This window comes from Ruegeria sp. D4, assembly GCF_056534475.1.
Genome location: NZ_JBQFPJ010000008.1, coordinates 67583 through 86743, shown reverse-complemented (window position 1 = coordinate 86743; position 19161 = coordinate 67583). Strand labels below are relative to the sequence as shown.

The window sequence follows — 19161 nt, the reverse complement described above, 5'->3', positions numbered from 1 at the left end:
ACAAGCTAAAGTTAGATCTGAGCCTGGCAGGTTCAAAGACGATCTTATCGCAGGCGGCCATGTGGTTTGAAAGGTATTTGGGGATTTCATGAAACGAGTTTTGGTAACGGGAACTGCCGGGTTTATCGGATTTCATCTGTCAAAACTCCTCTTGGCCGAAGGGTTCCGGGTGCATGGCTATGACGGCATGACCGACTACTACGACGTGGCGCTTAAACAGCGTCGCCATCAGATGTTGCTGCAAACGCCGGGCTTTTCGGTCACCGAAGACATGCTGGAAAACCACGAGCGCCTGATGCAGGTCGCAGACGACTTCAAACCCGAGGTCATCATCCACCTGGCTGGCCAGGCCGGCGTGCGCTACAGCCTTGAAGCGCCACGCAGCTATGTTGAATCCAACATCGTCGGGACATTCAATGTGATGGAGGTTGCCCGGATCCATCAGGTAGAGCACCTTCTAATGGCTTCGACGTCTTCAGTCTACGGAGCGAATGAGGACATGCCGTTCCGGGAAACCGACAAGGCCGACGGACAACTGACCATCTATTCCGCGACCAAGAAGGCCAATGAATCGATGGGTCATTCCTATGCCCATCTGTGGGGCCTGCCGACCACGATGTTCCGGTTCTTTACAGTTTACGGCACGTGGGGCCGCCCTGATCTGGCTTACTTCAAGTTCACCGATGCCATTCTGAACGACCGTCCCATCGACATTTACAACAACGGCGACATGTATCGCGACTTCACCTATGTCGAGGATCTGGTACGGGGCATTCGCCTGCTGATAGATGCCGCCCCTGTGCGGCCTGACAGCAAAGATGAGATCGCCGAGGGAGACAGCCTGTCACCGGTTGCGCCCTTCCGTGTCGTCAACATCGGCAACTCGGACAAAGTCCGTCTGATGGATTTCATCGAAGCTATCGAGGACGCGTTGGGTAAGAAAGCGATCCGGAACTACATGCCGATGCAAATGGGAGATGTTCCGGCGACCTGGGCCGACACCAGTTTGTTGCAAAACCTGACCGGTTACAAACCCCAGACCGATATTCGTACCGGTCTGGCCAAATTCGTTGAATGGTATCGGCAGTACTATAAAATTCCCGCCGACTGAAAATGCGGGACAAAAAAACCGGCGCTAATTGCGCCGGTTTCTTCTTAACCGCCGAAGTCGTCCAGCATGATGTCTTCGCGGTCTACTCCGAGATCCAGCAGCATGTTGATGACGGACTGGTTCATGATTGGCGGACCGCACATGTAGAACTCGCAGTCTTCCGGTGCCGGGTGGTTCTTGAGGTATTCCTCGAACAGGACGTTGTGGATGAAGCCGGTATAGCCTTTCCAATCGTCCTCGGGCTGCGCATCCGAAAGGGCCACATGCCATTCGAAATTGTCGAACTCCTTGGCCAATTGGTCGAAATCCTCGACAAAGAACATCTCTTTCTTGGAACGCGCACCGTACCAGAAGGTGATCTTGCGGTTGCGATTCTCAAGGCGCTTGAGCTGATCGAAGATATGGCTGCGCATAGGCGCCATACCGGCGCCACCGCCGATGAAGACCATCTCTTTCTCGGTTTCGCGGGCAAAGAATTCACCAAACGGACCCGAGATCGTGACCTTGTCACCCGGCTTCAGGTTGAAGATGTAAGACGACATCTGACCCGGTGGGATACCGTCGGACCCCGGAGGCGGTGAAGCGACACGGACGTTCAGCATTATCATGCCTTTTTCGTCCGGATAGTTGGCCATAGAATAGGCGCGCTCGATCGGTTCGTTCACGACGGATTTGTACTGCCACAGATTGAACTTGTCCCAATCTTCGCGGTACTCGTCCTGCACGTCGAAATCGGTATAGGCCAGTTGGTGCGCGGGGGCCTCGATCTGGATGTAGCCGCCAGCGCGGAAATTGACGTCCTCGCCTTCCGGCAAATCCAGAGTCAGCGCTTTGATAAAGGTGGCGACGTTGTCATTCGAACGAACGGTGCATTCCCACTTCTTGACGCCAAAGACCTCTTCCGGAACTTCGATGTCCATGTCCTGCTTGACCGCGACCTGACAGGACAGCCGGTCACCACAAGCAGCTTCACGCTTGGTGATATGGCTTTCTTCAGTCGGCAGGATCGAACCACCACCCGAATGCACCCGCACACGGCATTGCGCGCAGGTTCCGCCACCACCACAGGCGGAAGGAACGAACAATTTCTCGGCCGCAAGCGTCTGCAGCAGTTTGCCGCCCGCCGGAACCGAGATGGTTTTCTCGCCATTGATGGTGATGTTGACGTTGCCGGTGGACACCAACCGCGAGCGTGCCGCCATAATGATGGCGACAAGCGCCAGAACGATCATCGTGAAAAGGATTACGCCTAGGCTAAAAGTTTCCATTGCGCCCTCCTTACAGTTTCACGCCAGAGAAGGACATGAAGGCCATCGCCATCAGTCCCGCGGTGATGAAGGTGATGCCCAACCCCTGCAGACCGTCCGGAATATCCGAATATTTGAGCTTTTCACGAACGCCTGCCATCGCTGTGATCGCCAGCGCCCAACCAAAGCCGGAAGACAGACCATAGGTGGCGGCCTCAGCAAAGTTATAGTCACGCTCGACCATGAACAGCGAGCCACCGAGGATGGCACAGTTCACCGTGATCAGCGGCAGGAAGATCCCCAGCGCGTTGTAAAGCGGCGGGAAGTACTTATCCAGAATCATCTCGAGGATCTGAACCATCGCCGCAATCACGCCGATGTACGAGATCAGCCCAAGGAAGGTTAGGTCCACATCCGGGAACCCGGCCCAGGCCAAGGCGCCCGGTTTCAACAGATAGCTGAGCAACAGATTGTTTGTCGGCACGGTGATCGCCTGGACGACCATCACCGAAATACCCAAACCCAGCGCGGTCGAGATCTTCTTGGAAACGGCGATGAAGGTACACATGCCGAGGAAGAAACTAAGCGCGAGGTTTTCAACAAAGATAGCCTTTACGGCCAGAGAGATAAGCCCTTCCATCAGTGCGCCTCTACCTGCTGGATTTTGTATTCACGTTCTTCGACCTGGTTCGGCTTCCACGTGCGGAAGGCCCAGATAATCAGACCGATGATAAAGAACGCGGACGGCGGCAGCAGCAACATGCCGTTGGGCACATACCAGCCGCCATTGTTGACGGTCTCCAGAATGGTGACGCCAAACAGCGACCCATTCCCGAACAGTTCGCGGATGAAACCAACCAGCAGCAGGATCAGACCATAGCCCATTCCGTTGCCCATGCCGTCGATGAAGGACGCGACAGGCGGGTTTTTCATAGCGAACGCCTCGGCGCGGCCCATCACGATACAGTTGGTGATGATCAGACCGACGAAGACCGAAAGCGTTTTCGAAATCTCGAAGGCATAGGCCTTGAGAACCTGATCCACCAGGATCACCAGCGAGGCGATGATCACCATCTGAACAATGATCCGGATCGAGCCCGGGATCTGGTTGCGCAGGCACGAGATAAAGAAGGACGAGAACGAGGTCACGAACGTCACCGCCAGCGCCATCACGAAGGATACCTGCAGCGAAGAGGTCACCGCCAGCGCCGAACAGATGCCCAGCACCTGCAGGGTAATCGGATTGTTGTCGACAAGCGGGTCGACCAGCATCTCTTTCTTGGTCTGAGACATCAGAACTCTCCTGCTTGCAGTTTGGCCAGGAACGGAGCGTAGCCCGCATCGCCCATCCAGAATTTCACCAGGTTATCGACGCCAACAGAGGTCAGCGTGGCACCGGCCAGCGCGTCGACATAAAAGTCCGGCCCGGCGGCAGGCTGAGATTTGGCGACGGTGATTTGCAGATCGCCCGCGTCATCGCGAAGTTTCTTGCCATTCCACAGCGCTTTCCAACGCGGGTTGTCCACTTCCGCGCCAAGGCCCGGAGTTTCGCCGTGCTGATAGAACTGCAGGCCGAAAATATCGTTGCCGTTGTTTTCCAGCGCGATAAAGCCATAGAGCGTGGACCACAGGCCATAGCCGTGCAGCGGCAGGATGACCTTATCCAGTTCACCAGCATCATCCCGCAGCAGGTAGATCACTCGGAACTTGGACTTCCGCCCAATTCCAGCAGGATCGTCATCCAGAGCAACACTCAATTCGGGATCGCTGGCGGCGGCAAGGTCATCAAACGTTGCTGGGTCAAACTGGTCATCGACGAATTCGCCGGTGGCCAGTTCCAGAACGTGCGGCTCAAATGCAGCGAAGGCCTCGGTCACGTTGATGCCGGGTTCGTAAACACCTGCCACCTGAAGAACGTTGACCTGCTTGTCCTTCAGTTTGTTCGCTTCCTGTACCGGGCGAAGGCTGACGGCTGCGGCGGAAACGACCATCGAAGCTAACAGACAAACGGCGACGGCAACAAAGATCGTCTTTCCAACCGAGTCCGGCGAGGCCGCCAGGAACCGGGCAATCGCCCCCTTGGGTTCTTGGGGTTGCGTATCAGACATGGCGACGCGCCCTCCGTTTGATGTTGGCCTGAACGACGAAGTAATCGATCAGCGGTGCAAAGACGTTACCGAACAGGATGGCCAGCATCATGCCTTCCGGGAAAGCGGGGTTCACTACACGGATCAAAACAACCATGATACCGATCAGCGCACCGTAGATATAGCGGCCCAGATTGGTGTGGCTTGCCGAAACGGGTTCGGTCACCATGAACGCCAGGCCAAAGGCGTATCCGCCCAGCACAACATGCCAGTACCAAGGCATCGCAAACATCGGGTTGGTGTCAGAACCGATCAGGTTCAATAGCCATGTAAACGCGATCGTCCCGGCCAAACAGCCCACGATCAGGCGATAATTGGCTATTTTGGTCATCAGCAGGAAGGCGAGCCCGATGATACAGGCCAACGTCGATGTCTCGCCAAAGCTGCCCTGGATGGTTCCGAAAAACGCGCTGGACCAGTTGATGCCCTCGGCCGCAAGGGCCTGAACGCCTTCAGCCGCTGTTACCCCCAGCGCCGTTGCGCCCGAAAAGCCGTCGACCGGTGTCCACACCGCATCGCCCGACATCTGCGCCGGATAGGCGAAGTACAGGAAAGCACGGCCCACAAGCGCAGGGTTGAGGAAGTTCTTGCCAGTGCCGCCAAACACCTCTTTGCCGATCACGACACCGAAGATGATGCCCAAAGCCACCTGCCACAGGGGCGTGGTTGCCGGCATGATTAACGTGTAAAGCATTGAAGTAACAAGGAAACCTTCGTTCACCTCGTGGCCGCGCACTGTGGCAAAGATGACCTCGAAGATACCGCCTGCGACAAGTGTGACGATGTAGATCGGCAGGAAGTAAAGCAATCCGTGCATCACGTTGGCAAACAGGCTGGACGGGTCCAGCGAAATGCCAAACATCTGCAACAGGGCGATCCGCCAGCCCGTGGCTGAGTCCGGCCCAAGGGCCGCAATCGCGGAATTGGCCTGATAGCCCGTATTCCACATGCCCCACAGGATACAGGGGATCGTCGCGATCACGACATAAGTCATGATCCGCTTCATATCCACGTAAGACCGCGCGTGGGGGGCGACGGAGGTGACTGTTTTCGGAGTGTAGATGAAGCTTTCGACCATCTCGTAGATGGGGAAAAGCTTCTCGTACTTGCCGCCCTTGGTAAAGTTCGGCTCGATCCGGTCAAAGAAGTTGCGCAAACCCATTCGGATCAGCCCTCCTTTTCAATCTTGGTCAGGCAGTCGCGCAGCGCCAGCCCATATTCATATTTCGCCGGACAGGCAAAGCCGACAAGGCCAAGGTCCTCTTCGTCCAGCTCCAGCGCACCCAGCGCCTGTGCGGTGTCTGTATCCATCACCAGCAAAGCACGCAACAATTGGGTCGGCAGGTAATCCTGCGGCATCAACTCTTCGAACGTGCCGGTAGGAACCATGGCCCGGCGACCGCCGTTCAGGTTCGACGTCAGCGCGTACAGCTTTTTGGCAAAGGCCGAGCCCAATACAGGCTGCACCGCGAATTTCGAGGGCATCGGCCGGATCCAGCCCATCGGGATCTGGTCCGCGTCTTCGCGAATGATTGTAATCTGACGCGCAAAGCGGCCCAGATAGGCGGTCGGACCCTCGGCGTGCTGACCGGACAGGATCGACCCGGAAATGATCCGGGCGCTGCCGTCAACATTGACCTCGTCACGGGTCAGATCATCGGTCGATGCGCCCATGACCGTGCGGATCAGGCGCGGTTGACGTGCCCCGGGACCTGACATCGCAATTACAATATTCGGGTCCAAATGGCCGGTCTGCATCAGACGGCCAATGGCGATCACATCCTGATAGCCGATCGTCCAGACACGCTTGTCCCCTGCCAGCGGCTTGAGGAAATGGATATGCGTTCCGGCCAGGCCTGCGGGGTGCGGTCCGGAAAAACCCGCCGCTTCAACCCCGGGCAATTCGGTGCCGGGCAAGGTGTCACCATCCTTGTGGCACAGATAGGTTTTGCCGTCCGTCAGGTGTGAAATCGCGCCGAGCCCGGCGGCAAAGGCATCACCGGCATCGGCGATGATCAGTGCTGCATCCGCTGCCAGCGGATCACTGTCCATTGCGGTTACGAAAATCGCTGCGGGTCTGGTGCCCGGTTCAGGCATCTTCGAGTACGGGCGGGTTCGGAATGCGGTCCAAAGACCTGCGGCGCAAAGCTTTGCCGCAACACCTTCGGCGCTGTCCGTGTTACCCGTGCCCGAGAAATCGATGCCGGTGTCGTTGACATCCGAAACCTCGATCACGACGCTTTGGAGCACGCGCCGGGCGCCGCGATTGATGGCAATGACCTTACCGCTGAGCGGTGCGACCATCATCGCATCAGGCGCATCCTTATGGCAGAACATCGGCGCGCCGCGCTGTACTTCTTCACCTTCCTGAACCAGCATCTTGGGCTTGAGCCCCACAAAGTCCCTGCCCAGAACGGCAACCGTCGAAAACTCGGGCCCCGGCTGAATCTTCTGTTCGGGCGCTCCCTCTATCGGCAGATCCAACCCTTTTTTAAGTTTGAAAGTTTGCATGTTGCTACGTTCTTCCAAGCCTCTTATTTGCGCCCGCTATCACCGACCTTAATCAGGTTGGCACAGGATAGCGCGGATATTCATACGATTATTGTCGCAAAAGCGCCAGAAACCGGTTGAATTCCGTAAGCATAACTTCGGTCCCGGTCCCTTTACGCGGGGAATACCACAAACGCAAACCTGTTACCGCCTAAATTAAAGTTCTTAGGTCACAATACCGAAACAAACCTGTGTTTTTCGGGAACAAGTTCGAAAAATAGGATATCGCCTTGCCCGTTCTTCCGGTGTAAGCAGCCGATATGAACACTTCCGACGATCTGGACATCTTTCTGGTTGCCCCTCCGGGCCTTGAAGCGCCGCTTTGCGCCGAGGCGCTGGAACAAGGATTCGCAGACGCGCGCAAAGTGCAAGGCGGTGTCAGCTGCCGTGGCAACTGGGTCGAGGTATGGCGCGCCAATCTTGTCCTTCGAGGCGCCAATAAAGTTCTGGTGCGGATCGGCAGCTTCCCGGCCATCCACCTGGCGCAGCTCGACAAACGGGCCCGCAAATTTCCCTGGGCTGACGTCCTGCTGCCCGATCTCCCCGTCCGGGTTGAAGCCACCAGCCGAAAGTCACGCATTTATCATGCCGGAGCGGCCCGACAGCGCATCGAAAGAGCGATCTCGGAAACACTTGGGGCTCCGATCTCCTCGGACGCGGACATACGTGTGTTGCTGCGGATCGAAAGGGACATTTGCACAATCTCGATCGACAGTTCAGGCGATCCGCTGCACAAGCGCGGCCACAAACCAGCGATTGCAAAGGCCCCCATGCGGGAAACCATGGCGGCCATGTTCCTGCGGGAATGCGGATTTGACGGGACAGAGCCCGTTTTGGACCCGATGTGCGGCTCAGGCACTTTTGTCATCGAAGCAGCAGAAATGGCCTTGGGATTGGCACCGGGGCGGTCGCGGCACTTTGCCTTTGAAAAGCTTGCGACTTTCCGCGCCGACGAATGGGAAAAGCTGCGCCAGCCCGCTCCTCCGCACGATTCTGTTCCGACGTTCCACGGATCAGATCGAAACGCCGGGGCGGTCGAGGCCGCATCCACCAACGCATCACGCGCGGGCGTCGCGCTGATTACGCGGTTTCAGCACCGCGCAATCAGCGTCATCAAAGCACCTGAAGGACCGTCGGGACTGGTCATAGTCAATCCGCCCTATGGCGGCAGGATCGGCGATGAAAAGCGGTTGCGGTCCCTTTATGGCAGCATGGGAAAAGTGCTGATGTCACGATTTGCCGGCTGGAGAGTCGGCATTGCAACCAGCAGCCAGTCGCTGGCCCGCGCAACCCGGCTGCCGCTGTTGCCACCGGGACCCATAGTGGACCATGGCGGAACAAAGATTCGCCTGTATCGCACGGATCCACTGACCTGATGCTATCTGTCCGACAGGTGAATTGTTCAGACGAAGTTTTTTACCGGTTTTTTCGAGTATTTTTCCGAACGACCACCTTAGAATCCCTCTTGCGCATCCAGTTCACCGGGTATAGATCACCCGCCACGGTCGGAGTGTAGCTCAGCCTGGTAGAGCACTGTCTTCGGGAGGCAGGGGTCGTGAGTTCGAATCTCGCCACTCCGACCAGATCAACTGCTTGATGTTGTTGAAACATCTGGATGCAGTTGCACGCAACGGCACCGTGTCGGTTGTCTGATCGCTGCACTTCCGCTGCACCAAGCACGCAAACACGGCGCAAGACGTCCATCATCGCACGAGGAGAGATGCGAGATGGCGACGATCAACAAGCGACCAAGTGGCAAGTGGCAGGCGACGGTGAGACATGCAGGCCGGTCAGCAAGCAAGACGTTCACGAAGCGAGCTGATGCAGTGATGTGGGCACGCGATGCGGAGATGCGCGCAGAACGTGGCGAGTTGTACAAACCCAAGCCGACAACTGTTACACTGTCAGACGCACTGCACCAGTTGGCAGACGAGATGCCGAGCGAACGATGGCGGCTGCACGCACTTGCTCGCACGAAGTTGGCAACGTTGCGCATCGATGTGCTCACTGCTGCCGACGTGGCGACGTGGCGCAACCGACGCGTACGGGAAGCCAAGCCATCCACTGTCGTGCGTGAGTTGTCGTTGATGCAGACAGCCATCGACTGTCAGCTTGAAGACAACGATGCCAACCCGGTGCGCCACGTGAAGCGGCCACGCATCAGCGACCGGCGCGACAGACGGCTGACAGACGACGAGTGGCAACGGCTTCTTGATGCGGCGGGGCACTGCAAGAACGCGTTGATGCTGCCACTGATGGTGTTGGCACGTGAGACGGCTTGTCGACGAGGCGAACTGCTTTCGATGCGGTGGTGCGACGTTGATCTACAACAACGGGTCGTGTTGCTGTCGAGGACGAAGAACGGACACGCGCGGTTTGTGCCACTCAGCCCGATGGCGATTCAGGTGTTGACCACGTTGCCGCGCGCTGAAGACCGAGTGTTGCCCATCACTGAGAACGCCGTGCGACTGGCGTGGCAAAGGCTGCGTGCGCGTGCTGGTGTCGAAGACATCAGGCTGCATGACTTACGCGCGCAAGCCGCAACAGACAAGCTGCTGGAAGGGTGGTCAGTGGCCGAAGTCCAAGTACTTACCGGGCATCGTGACGCGGGCGTACTTCTTGAACGATACGCAAGGCTGCGAGCGTTGGACATCGTCGCCAAGTTGCATGCTGTTGAGTGACATGTAGCGCGAACACATACACTGCATGTTGTGTCATGTAGCGAATTCTAGTGCAATTACCACAACATGTGGTATTTTGGGGCTTGACCTCTGCGCCAATTTGTGCCACTTTCGGACATACAAGGAATCTGTCCCAGAAGTCCTGACCAAAGACCGCAACGTGCCATCACTCTTTCGGAGTGGCGTTGCGCAGGCGGCACCAGATCACCAGACATCGGAGCCGCCAACTTGCCACCGCTCAGCAAGCAAGAAACCGCAGATCACATCGGGGTCTCACTCCGAACTCTGAGCCGCATGATGATGGACCATCGTAGCGGAGACACAAGCGCTTGTCCTCCTTGGTATCGGCTTCGAGGTCGAGTGCAGTTCGACCAGTGCGAGGTCGATGCCTGGCTGAGGGCACTGCGGCGTCAGAACGATGGCTGTGAGACCCGATCGGCTACCCGAGATCAAGCAAAGCGGCTTGAAAGTCATCAGATGACAGGGGCGGCGCTTCGCTTCGCCGAGGGGTCTGGATCAAAGGTCGCTCAGGAAGACAGCCTTATGCCCACCGCGAACCGAGTAGGCCGTGATGACTGATCGGCGTCGCATCTGGCTTCACAAACTGGTTGATGCGCTGCCCTGTGACACGTTCGACATACGCATCATCTCTCTTGGCAGCAAAGTCGTGGCTTGCCGTCAGTTTACACCCAAGCAGTTCATCGCCTCAGCCGACTGGTTTGCAGCGATGTCAGCAAAGTCGCATCACGTTTTCTTCCGCCCTGATGGACCTCTGACGCACGTACTCGTGGACGATATCAGCGCCGACGCACTGCACTTGATGGCGTGCGACGGCATCAGGCCAAGCGTCGTCGTCGAGACCAGCCCCGACAACTTTCAAGCATGGGTCACTCTTTCCGGTCGCAACCAAGCGCCTGATGTGCACGCTGCGGCTTGCCGTGTCTTGGCCGAGCAGTACGCAGGTGATCCCAGCAGCGCCAAACCAACGCAACATGGCAGAGTGCCGACGACGCGCAACCCGAAGCCGTTGCGCGCTTTACCTGATGGAAGGCCACCGCTCGTGCTGGTGTATCAAAGTCGGGAGCACGTACCGCGCTTGCGCTTCAACAAAGGTCTCACCCATGAAGCGCATGAGCAGGTTTTGTCGCGGCAAAGCATACGTATCGAGCAGGTCGAAGCATACGGCGAACGCAAGCCACAGATCGGTAGCACCGAGAGTGACGTTAGCACCGTGAAGGCGATGATCGACGAGACGACAGCGCAGTTTGGCGGAAACCGAAGCAGGGCTGACGCACATGTCGCAACGTTCTTACTCACAAACGGATCAGCGCCCGAACAAGTCGAAGTGCTGTTGATGGCGACCTCTGAGAAAGCACGGGAACGCGAAACGAGCCGTCACGGTGCTGGTATCCGCTACGTGGAACAAACAGTGCGAGGCTCACTTCAGTACATCAACTCAGCTGCAAAGGCAGCGCCAGCCACGGCGAAGCCGGGACGAGAGACCGACGAGCGAGCAGCAAGGCGATGATGAAAGGGCGACCCGTGAGGCCAGCCAACTGGAGACAGCGGACGAAGAAGGAGGGAAGCAAGCTGTGATGACAAACAAACCAAACCTGAAAGGCCAGAAAGAGCGGGCTTCAGAACAGTGCACGCAAGGTGCATCTTCCTGTGCCCAGTTGCCCAGAAAAGAAGAACTGGGCAACTGGGCACAAGCCTATGATGTAGAAACGAAGCTGCATGCACAGGAAGACATGGCATGCAGCAACGTAGTTGTGTTCAGCGAAGACATCAGCACGGCACTGCCGGAAGTACCGGGGCACTACCTTGTGCGCGGCTTGCATCCTGTTCCGAGGCGTGATGCGAGCGGTGAGTTGCAGCGTGATGAAACAGGCACCGTGCCACTTGTTCCACGCATCGGCGGGAAACCGATCAGCGAGACACGTTTCGTCGATGACGCGGTAGACACGTTGCAAGACCACTTCCCAGCCGAACATGGGCGCGTGTTGCGAGCGCTGATGCGAGCCGTGAGACCGCTTCGCCAGAGCGAGGTCATACCGCTTGCGCGACTTGCAGAGACGACAGACGAAGTGATCGCTGAACAAGAGCACGGTCCTTTGCGGCCAGACCAGTGTTGGTATCGCGTACCCACGTCATGCACTCACATCGCTGACCTTTCGTGGTCCAAGTTTGAGCCGACGTTGAACGACCGAGATGCCGACGTGCTTCTCGACACCATGCGTGAACGCGGCAAGCATCTCGACACATCGTTCGATGATGACAGAACGTATGACTACGAGCGACTGCGGGGGTTGGTTTCAGACGTGATGCAGATCAACGAGCACGAGTTCGATCAGATCATCGACGACTTCGCTGCGGCGCGTTTGTTGGTTGTGACCGAGACGCACGGCACGCGCGGCGCGCTGTTGAACCATCTGGTGATGGCGCAGGCGTACCCGAGCACAAAGCCCGCTCTGGCACGCGCCGCACCAAACGGAAACGCCAGAACCGAGACCGTCACGCGCGATGACGTGAAGGCAACGGGCGAGCGCAAACCCAAGACCAAGAAACGTGACGAGAGCAAAGCTGCGTGGCGTAAACTGGCTGGCGAACGCGGCAAGCAGTTGGCGCGACAGTCGGAGTTGTTTGAAGTTCAGGAACAGATACATGCCGACGAGATGGCAAAGAAGGAAGTGCAGTTCGAAGCGATGGTATCTGTGATCGACAAGATGCAAGCTAACGTTGACAGACAGCAAGCACTGTTGGCTGAGGCGCGGCACGTGCTCGGTCGAGCGGACATCAACGACGCACAGAAAGTCGATGCTCTGGGCAGTGTGTTCGACGCATCTGCTGATGATCCAGTGCATGATGCAGTCAAGGTGGGAGCATGCCGATGAACGACAAGTCGCTCACACGCAGCAGCATGGAAACGCGCCACCAAGTTTCCCAAGCGCTGACCGTTCCTGATGTGCAAGTCGAACTGTCGAACTCAGCGGCACTGCGCGCTTTCCACGGCTTGTCGCGGCACGGGCAAGCGATGCTGATCGCGATGATACGGTGGGTGTCGCGCGAAGAACACATCGACGACGACAGTCCGGTCCTGCGTGCGGCGGCTGATGAAGCGGGCTTGTCGGAGTGGTCAGCACGTGAAGGCGCGAACGAGTTGATCAGTTCCGGTTTGCTAAGACGCACAAAGCAAGGCGCGATGGTGCTACACCCGATGTTTTCAGTGATCGGTCATCGGCTACGTCGCACTGCTCAAGCGGTTGTCAACAAAGGAGAACTCATACAGTACGAACATCTTCGCGGTGACGGTTTTGAGCGTCACTCCCAAGCCTGACGCATGACTTCGCACTCTTCGATCTGATCCATGTTTCTGAGTTCAAAGAGTACATAACTTTCCCGTGCATCAAGGTAGTCTTTCGGTCCTTTGCGTTCGCCAAACTCCTGATGCAGGACCTGTTCAGTTCGTTGGTGCACGTTACGAGCAACGAGTGCGCGCGCAGCGCGACTTGTGCTCGGGTCTGATGCAAGAGCTGTCCACGCAGCAAGCTTGAACTGGTCGACTTCTTGATCATGCGCCCACACTCTGGTCAAACCCCACGTTTGATCGTTCACATCCGCGAGATCGCTCGAGCGCACAGCAGCTTGTGAAAGCACGTACTGGACGTTCGCAAGAACAGCGCACTCAGTCATCGCATCTACAAAGACTTGCATCTGTGCATCATCTTGTGCGGCTGCAGGCCGGTGCCACAAAGCCGTGACAACGAGAACAGCCATACACAACGTGAAACGCATGTTGTTATCTTTCCGAACAAGTTACTCTCGTAAACAGTCATACACGTCGCAAGAACTGAAGTGCGCGCGCGGAACGCTTGCCGGAAACCAAACTCCTCGCGCTTGCGCCCTGTCATCTTGCACGAACTGGACGATCCTACTGCGCAACTACAGCCAAAGTGGGTCAAAGACTTCATGCGTGCAGTTCAAGTCGTAAAGCGCCACTGTAAGGGCTGCTCTCACCACCAACTGGCCTCAGAGCAGCGCTTCGAGGGAGAGCATCGCAGGTTTCACTACTGTCGCGTGTGCTGGTTTGAACCTACGAAACAAGGGTGTGCACACGTGTGGTTCTGTGCGGAAAAGTATCGCTCAAAGGAAGTGTTGAAGTGGTACTTTGCAGACACAAGCAACAATCAAATCTCTTTGCGAATCGTTGCGCCAATCCAGCCAGCAGAATACCGCACATACTGTTGTATGCGTTCATCGCAATTGCTTACGCAGCCTTTGACCGAACATCACTCGACAGAGAATGTACGAATTGGAAGTAGAGCGATGTCTGACACTCCCTCCCAGTAATCTGAACGCGCAGAGCAGCCAATCCATGTGGCCTTACCTGATTGGTAGGTGACGGCCTGCAGAATTGTAAGTCGCTCGAGCTTTTCAAATGAATTGTAAACGACATCAGCCAAAGCGTATTGCGCTTTGCTGCCTGCCATCATGCCCAAATCATGTTCTTTGATGTTTACATTTTCGTACATTGCGAAGAATTCGGACCAGTATTCGGCGGAGTATGCCTCTTTCGAGATCACGTCGTCCAGCTCGTTTCGATGCATGCCTTCCAGAGCGGGAATGTACTGCAAAACTACGTTGCAACTCAAACCAGATGCACTGCCAGACACGAGCATGACTTCAGTACCCGGCACGCCCGCACTCACAATTTTCCAGTTGCTCGGGAAATTGAAGCGGAAACCATGTTCTTCGCTGACATACTGTGAAACCAGACCACTGTTGTGAATTTCAGCATCCGTTTTGCCATGCTCATCTTGAATTTGACCGGAATGTCTACCAACTGCGCGCCCTGCGTGACCGGCTGCATTCGGAACGTTCTCTACGGCTTCATTTGCAAGCTTGTTTGCGAGCTTCGAAACCCAGTTTGCGGATGCGGGCTGCGCGGTTGCAACTGCCAAAGCAATCGCAACACTGACGAACACCGAAGTGGATCGTACCATCATCACACTCCTCGTGGCTTCGGCACGTATTTGTAGGCGGGGTCTCGCTTTTGACGCTCAATTTCCGCATCTGACAGCTTTTGCGGCTTCTTTTGCTCTGTTCGAACTTTGGGTTTCTTGGGCATCGGGACGTATTTGTAAGCTGGATCGCTCATCACTTTCTCTTGCGAGGCGAGGTATTCTTGATTGCAATCAGATTGCACAGAAGCACCACTGTGATCTTCGGCGATCAAACCGTGCCTTTTGTCCTGAGCGTACCGAAGTTTACTACCCAGTTTTGTAATCCCGAAAGCTACACCACCCCAGAAGCCAGCGGCCAAGATCATTCCGATCAACCATTCGTCCGTTGGAACGCTTCCGCGTGTAGCAGTGTATTCAAGGGACCTGAGGACAAAATGATTGCCTGCGCTCGAGGCGGCAACAAGGCCTGCAAAAACAAACCCCACCCACTTCGCTTGAAGGTCTCGGAAAACAAACCCAATCATCAGCGGTATCGCAAGTATGATCACAAATGGAAGAATTGCACTTGTCATTTCAAAGACTCCACTTCTTTTTTTTGGGGGCGTTCAGGAGAAGCGAGGCATTACTTTGAAACCCGGCATCATCAATCCTGGCACCCGCAAACACAGCACTTTTGAACAACCAAATTGCCGAGCACTTTCCAACTCAGCTCAACTTTGATCCTCGAAACACAGATGTGGGTTTCAACCTGACGTTTCTTTGGAGATCGCGCCAAGTTGTTGCGAGAAACTGCCATTCGAGCGCACTTTGAGCACTCTCTTTGCGCTTTGCCACTGGGGGTACGACCGACATCCCCCAGGCAGAGCTGTCGCTCACGGAACTCGGTTTTGGATTTGGGCGGGGGAGTTGTAGCGCTCTGCATTTCTGGTCGGTCTGGTACTCCACTGGCCGCCGCTGCACTTTCGCTGCACTACGCTGCAACTCTGACCATGTTTGGCCCATCACACCGTGTGTTTGCCTTGCATGTCACGTGCACTGCTGAACATGTCGCGTGTTGCACTTCATGGTATGGCATGCGACACTCAAGCCACTGACAACATGGACGTTCTCGCGCCGTGCAGTGTGTGTGAAAAAGACGTGCAGTGTATGTCAGCGTCAGACAAACAGCCGCCCGTGCACTGTCTTCGGGAGGCAGGGATCGGAGGTTCGAATCCTCTCACTCCGACAAATAAAATCAAACACTTGCGTTGATTTTGCGCCTCTCGAAAATCCAGAGTTTCTGTTACAAGTAACGAAAACCCCCGGATTCAGACTGCACACCCAAGAAGTTGCGAAATGAGAAAACCCGGCTAGGCTAATTGCATTATTAGGGGGGAAATTTCATGAAAATGATATTTGCGGCTGCCGCCGTGTGCCTTGCAAACGTGGCTAGTGCTTTAACCGTCACATTCGACCATAACCCGCCTTATCCAAGTGCGGGCGGAAGCAAAGCAACTTCAAACGGGTTCATCTATGATTACAGCACCGTTTACCTGACCGGAAATCATCTCGCCTTGCACGATGACAGCGGGATTCTATCGTCATCGATCAGCGCTCTTAACGGCGCGTCCTTTACGCCCAATCAGATTGACGTTCGCGGCTGGTCGCTGCTGAACAAGTCCGGCTCTGGACCTGCCCCTGTAGATGACTACCGAGCCCACACAGCCTGGGCTTATGCTGGCACAGCCCCACTTCCGTACCTAACATTTGACGGGATCAGAAACGGCGCGGTAGTGGCTACTCAGTCGGTCGGACCTACCCTGTGGAGCGTGTTGAATTTCACAAGCTCATTTGCGAACATTGACAGCCTGAAGCTGTCGCTGAACATTCCGAGCGCCCTTCGATTTACCGACTATGACCAAGTTGGGCCTGATACGGTCTGGTGTGAGGAATGGTGTTCTGAGTTCTGGGTAGACAATCTGAATGTCAGCTTATCCGCCGTACCCCTGCCCGCCAGCGGGTTGTTGCTGATCGGCGGGCTTATGGGGTTGTTGGGTTTTCGGCGCTTTAAGGCACAGTAACGGCTGCGGCAACCTATCCTACTGGAAGCGTGGGGGTTGAGACCGCACCTGTTTTGCCGCCCAGGTAGCTCGGGCGGGGGCGTCAAACAGGCTGCGCCCCAACCGTCTTCGCGCTGGCCGACGCGAGATCCGTGCATGGCGGTGCGACCTGCGGTGCCCGCCTTGATTTCGAAGTCATGATACTGATCGGTGAAAACCTGGTTGCCGAGGATCAGGCTATCGGTCGCCGCTGTTGCAGCCTGAACGTTGAAGTTGCGGGGTGTCTAAACTCAGGCGTCACTGTTGTACTTGTAAATTGGCTCGAGGCTTTCGATTGCTCCAGGGCTAACCTTCAAGTCTTTGATAAGCCCATCACCAACCGAATAAACCCATCCATGCAGCCGGGGGTACTCACCACCTTCCCGCGCCTTTTGAATGAATGACAGCTTTGCCAGATTCGAAACCTGTTCTTTGACGTTGAGTTCGGTGAAACGGTCCAAGCGTTCTTCTTCCGATTCAATCCCATCCAGAATAGGTCGATTGCGCGAATAGACATCCTTTAGATGCAAAAGCCAATTGTCCAAGTAACCATACGATTCATTGCTCATTGCTGCTTTGATTCCGCCGCATCCGTAGTGCCCGCAGACAATAATGTGTTTCACTTTCAGATAGTGAACCGCAAAATAGGCAACGCTCAGCAGGTTGGAGTCGGTGTGAACCACAAGATTTGCAATGTTGCGCTGAACAAAAATTGATCCGGGAAGAGAATTTGTAATCTCTGTAGCGGGCACTCTGCTGTCGGAACATCCGATCCACAAATATTCCGGTGACTGGCCTTCGGCCAATCGCTCAAAAAAGCCAGGGTCTTCATCTTTGATGCGATTCACCCAGTCTTTGTTGCCTTCAAGAAGTAGTTTGATTGACTCTGTCATGCTGGGTGTTCCCTTTTTGATCGCGCGTATGTGAAAGCCTAGTGAGTGGCGCTCGTCGAGTGTTGGTTTGGCCAAATAATGGATATTGCGTATCTGAACAAGTTAGTTTGCACCCATCATCCCGGCTCACATCTTATGCACCGGCCGAACTGTACGCAGGCAAACCCCGCAATTTCCGTTCAGCTTCCGAGCTTCACGGAAGGCACCTTCTTGGCAGGACAATTTGGCCCTACTCGACTGTAGTGTGATTGGCGGTCAACACTACGGCAAGCAGTACAGAAGCCCAAAGCCGCATACCTATTAAGGCGGTGTCTTAATCCGGGCCAACCGAACGCCGTGATCCGGCATGGCTGGCGCTGGGAAATCGGTCTTTTCCAAGCCTGCCAAAATCAGCCTTGGGGTGCATTTTTGGAGAAATCGACTTTGATGAAAGCATTATGAGCGGCAACGATATCTTCCAGTCGATCGGAAGTCTCGGCCCTGAAGGGTTCCAAGAATTGTCGACCGGCTGGAAATTCGCGGACGCGACCCGGTCTTTGTCAGAATGCGCGAAGCATATCTACAACACATCGACCTCGGGTTCTGTAAGACGTTGCTTGATCTTGGCTGCGGCACCGGGGTAGCCGCCCGCGCGTTGGCAGCACGTAAAGGGCTCGTCACTGAGATCACTGGAATAGATTACAGCCCGGAATTGGTCGAGGCTGCGACTTGCCTTGCCGCCGAAGAAGGCCTTGCAGGGCGGGTCAATTTCCGGAACGGCGGTTCCCATGCCCTGCCCGATCCTGATAACAGCTATGACGTGGTGCTCGCCCACACGCTTGTCAGCCATGTCAGCGATCCGGATGCGGTGATCGCAGAAGCTGCCCGGGTTGTGCGCCCTGGCGGCGCGGTCGCTGTCTTCGACGGCGACTACGCCTACCTGACCTTCGGAGCCGGAAATGCGGCGCAATATTGAAGTCGTCAACATGATACTTAATGCCGTGGTTGCCAATCCTCTGGTCCTGCGCAGGATGCCCGCAGTCATTGCGCGGCATGGCTTGAAACTGACGCATTTCCTGTCCGAGGTTCTCGCTAAAGCCCGAAATGGTTCATTCTTTCTGAACCTGGCCGATAGCTATATTCCGCTGGTCGTGCGCAATGGAGATATGTGCGAAGGTGAGGCCGCCGACTGGTTGTCCGCGCAGCACCGGGCCAGTAACGAGGAGACATTCTTCGGAGCGTGCAACAACTATACCTATGTCGCCCAGAAAACCTGAGCTCTGACTGCACGGGTTGAACACCACAACTCCACGTCATGAGTTTGCCGAGGCATGTGATTTTGTGTTTGACCTTTCGGGCCAGAACCCAGGTGAACCGGGCTTGTGAACCGACGGAGTTCATCTTGGCGGGTTTGATCACGGTTTATGCGATGGTTTTGTTTTGGCCGCCGGCCTCGGATCCTGAAAACTTCCAGTTTTTGCGACCCAAGTTCTGAGCATTTGCGCGAGCGA

19 protein-coding genes and 1 tRNA gene are annotated in these 19161 nt (G+C 55.9%); 10 read left to right on the top strand and 10 right to left on the bottom strand.

Annotated features, from left to right (window positions below):
- Positions 1-88: 88 nt before the first annotated feature.
- Positions 89-1111, top strand: a complete 1023-nt coding sequence (locus tag ACR0MI_RS13000; RefSeq protein WP_170614091.1) for a GDP-mannose 4,6-dehydratase — start codon at positions 89-91, stop codon at positions 1109-1111.
- 44 nt (positions 1112-1155) lie between these two features.
- On the opposite strand, the gene nqrF is transcribed toward ACR0MI_RS13000, so the two are convergent.
- Genes nqrF through ACR0MI_RS12970 form a run of 6 tightly spaced genes read right to left on the bottom strand, consistent with a single transcriptional unit; the run spans position 1156 to position 7016 of the window.
- Positions 1156-2379 (bottom strand): NADH:ubiquinone reductase (Na(+)-transporting) subunit F, encoded by a 1224-nt coding sequence (gene nqrF, locus ACR0MI_RS12995; RefSeq protein ID WP_170614092.1) that lies wholly within the window; start codon positions 2377-2379, stop codon positions 1156-1158.
- Between the two features lie 10 nt (positions 2380-2389).
- Complete coding sequence (gene nqrE / locus ACR0MI_RS12990) at positions 2390-2998, bottom strand: NADH:ubiquinone reductase (Na(+)-transporting) subunit E (protein ID WP_170614093.1); 609 nt, start codon at positions 2996-2998, stop codon at positions 2390-2392.
- Entirely contained in the window at positions 2998-3651 is a 654-nt protein-coding gene (locus ACR0MI_RS12985; protein ID WP_170614094.1) for an NADH:ubiquinone reductase (Na(+)-transporting) subunit D, read from the bottom strand. The genes nqrE and ACR0MI_RS12985 overlap by 1 nt, the downstream gene beginning before the upstream one ends.
- On the bottom strand, positions 3651-4466 hold the full coding sequence (locus ACR0MI_RS12980) for a Na(+)-translocating NADH-quinone reductase subunit C (RefSeq protein WP_170614095.1): 816 nt from the start codon (positions 4464-4466) through the stop codon (positions 3651-3653). Before ACR0MI_RS12980 ends, ACR0MI_RS12985 begins: the two co-directional genes overlap by 1 nt.
- The gene (locus ACR0MI_RS12975) at positions 4459-5667 is read right to left on the bottom strand and encodes an NADH:ubiquinone reductase (Na(+)-transporting) subunit B (protein ID WP_170614096.1); all 1209 of its coding nucleotides are present in this window, start codon (positions 5665-5667) and stop codon (positions 4459-4461) included. The genes ACR0MI_RS12980 and ACR0MI_RS12975 overlap by 8 nt, the downstream gene beginning before the upstream one ends.
- A gap of 5 nt (positions 5668-5672) precedes the next feature.
- Positions 5673-7016: a Na(+)-translocating NADH-quinone reductase subunit A gene (locus ACR0MI_RS12970; RefSeq protein WP_170614097.1), complete on the bottom strand. Its 1344-nt coding sequence runs from the start codon at positions 7014-7016 to the stop codon at positions 5673-5675.
- 299 nt (positions 7017-7315) lie between these two features.
- On the opposite strand from ACR0MI_RS12970, the gene ACR0MI_RS12965 reads away from it, so the two are divergent.
- The 6 genes from ACR0MI_RS12965 (at position 7316) to ACR0MI_RS12940 (ending at position 13073) form a co-directional block, all read left to right on the top strand.
- On the top strand, positions 7316-8431 hold the full coding sequence (locus ACR0MI_RS12965; RefSeq protein WP_170614098.1) for a THUMP domain-containing protein: 1116 nt from the start codon (positions 7316-7318) through the stop codon (positions 8429-8431).
- A 130-nt stretch (positions 8432-8561) separates the two neighbouring features.
- Positions 8562-8638 (top strand) — tRNA-Pro (locus ACR0MI_RS12960).
- Positions 8639-8884: 246 nt separating this feature from the next.
- On the top strand, positions 8885-9736 hold the full coding sequence (locus tag ACR0MI_RS12955; protein ID WP_480854593.1) for a tyrosine-type recombinase/integrase: 852 nt from the start codon (positions 8885-8887) through the stop codon (positions 9734-9736).
- 571 nt (positions 9737-10307) lie between these two features.
- The gene (locus ACR0MI_RS12950; RefSeq protein ID WP_170554406.1) at positions 10308-11264 is read left to right on the top strand and encodes a DNA-primase RepB domain-containing protein; all 957 of its coding nucleotides are present in this window, start codon (positions 10308-10310) and stop codon (positions 11262-11264) included.
- A 67-nt stretch (positions 11265-11331) separates the two neighbouring features.
- Positions 11332-12630, top strand: a complete 1299-nt coding sequence (locus tag ACR0MI_RS12945) for a hypothetical protein (protein WP_480854555.1) — start codon at positions 11332-11334, stop codon at positions 12628-12630.
- Positions 12627-13073, top strand: coding sequence for a hypothetical protein (locus ACR0MI_RS12940; RefSeq protein ID WP_170817001.1), 447 nt, complete (start codon positions 12627-12629; stop codon positions 13071-13073). Before ACR0MI_RS12945 ends, ACR0MI_RS12940 begins: the two co-directional genes overlap by 4 nt.
- Here ACR0MI_RS12940 and ACR0MI_RS12935 read toward each other — a convergent pair.
- The 3 genes from ACR0MI_RS12935 to ACR0MI_RS12925 all read right to left on the bottom strand — a co-directional run bounded on the left by ACR0MI_RS12935 (position 13058) and on the right by ACR0MI_RS12925 (position 15272).
- On the bottom strand, positions 13058-13531 hold the full coding sequence (locus tag ACR0MI_RS12935; RefSeq protein WP_170554413.1) for a hypothetical protein: 474 nt from the start codon (positions 13529-13531) through the stop codon (positions 13058-13060). The genes ACR0MI_RS12940 and ACR0MI_RS12935 overlap by 16 nt on opposite strands.
- A gap of 494 nt (positions 13532-14025) precedes the next feature.
- Complete coding sequence (locus ACR0MI_RS12930; RefSeq protein ID WP_170817000.1) at positions 14026-14739, bottom strand: hypothetical protein; 714 nt, start codon at positions 14737-14739, stop codon at positions 14026-14028.
- Between the two features lie 2 nt (positions 14740-14741).
- Positions 14742-15272: a hypothetical protein gene (locus tag ACR0MI_RS12925; protein ID WP_170816999.1), complete on the bottom strand. Its 531-nt coding sequence runs from the start codon at positions 15270-15272 to the stop codon at positions 14742-14744.
- An 810-nt stretch (positions 15273-16082) separates the two neighbouring features.
- Here ACR0MI_RS12925 and ACR0MI_RS12920 point away from each other — a divergent pair.
- Positions 16083-16760 carry a hypothetical protein gene (locus tag ACR0MI_RS12920; protein ID WP_170617111.1) on the top strand — a complete coding sequence of 226 codons (678 nt, stop codon included), beginning with the start codon at positions 16083-16085 and terminating at the stop codon, positions 16758-16760.
- A gap of 269 nt (positions 16761-17029) precedes the next feature.
- Here ACR0MI_RS12920 and ACR0MI_RS12915 read toward each other — a convergent pair whose 3' ends face one another.
- The gene (locus tag ACR0MI_RS12915) at positions 17030-17671 is read right to left on the bottom strand and encodes a carbonic anhydrase (protein WP_170617113.1); all 642 of its coding nucleotides are present in this window, start codon (positions 17669-17671) and stop codon (positions 17030-17032) included.
- A gap of 544 nt (positions 17672-18215) precedes the next feature.
- On the opposite strand from ACR0MI_RS12915, the gene ACR0MI_RS12910 reads away from it, so the two are divergent.
- Complete coding sequence (locus tag ACR0MI_RS12910) at positions 18216-18626, top strand: class I SAM-dependent methyltransferase (protein WP_170617115.1); 411 nt, start codon at positions 18216-18218, stop codon at positions 18624-18626.
- Positions 18610-18927 (top strand): methyltransferase domain-containing protein, encoded by a 318-nt coding sequence (locus ACR0MI_RS12905; RefSeq protein WP_170617116.1) that lies wholly within the window; start codon positions 18610-18612, stop codon positions 18925-18927. Before ACR0MI_RS12910 ends, ACR0MI_RS12905 begins: the two co-directional genes overlap by 17 nt.
- Positions 18928-19161: the final 234 nt, after the last annotated feature.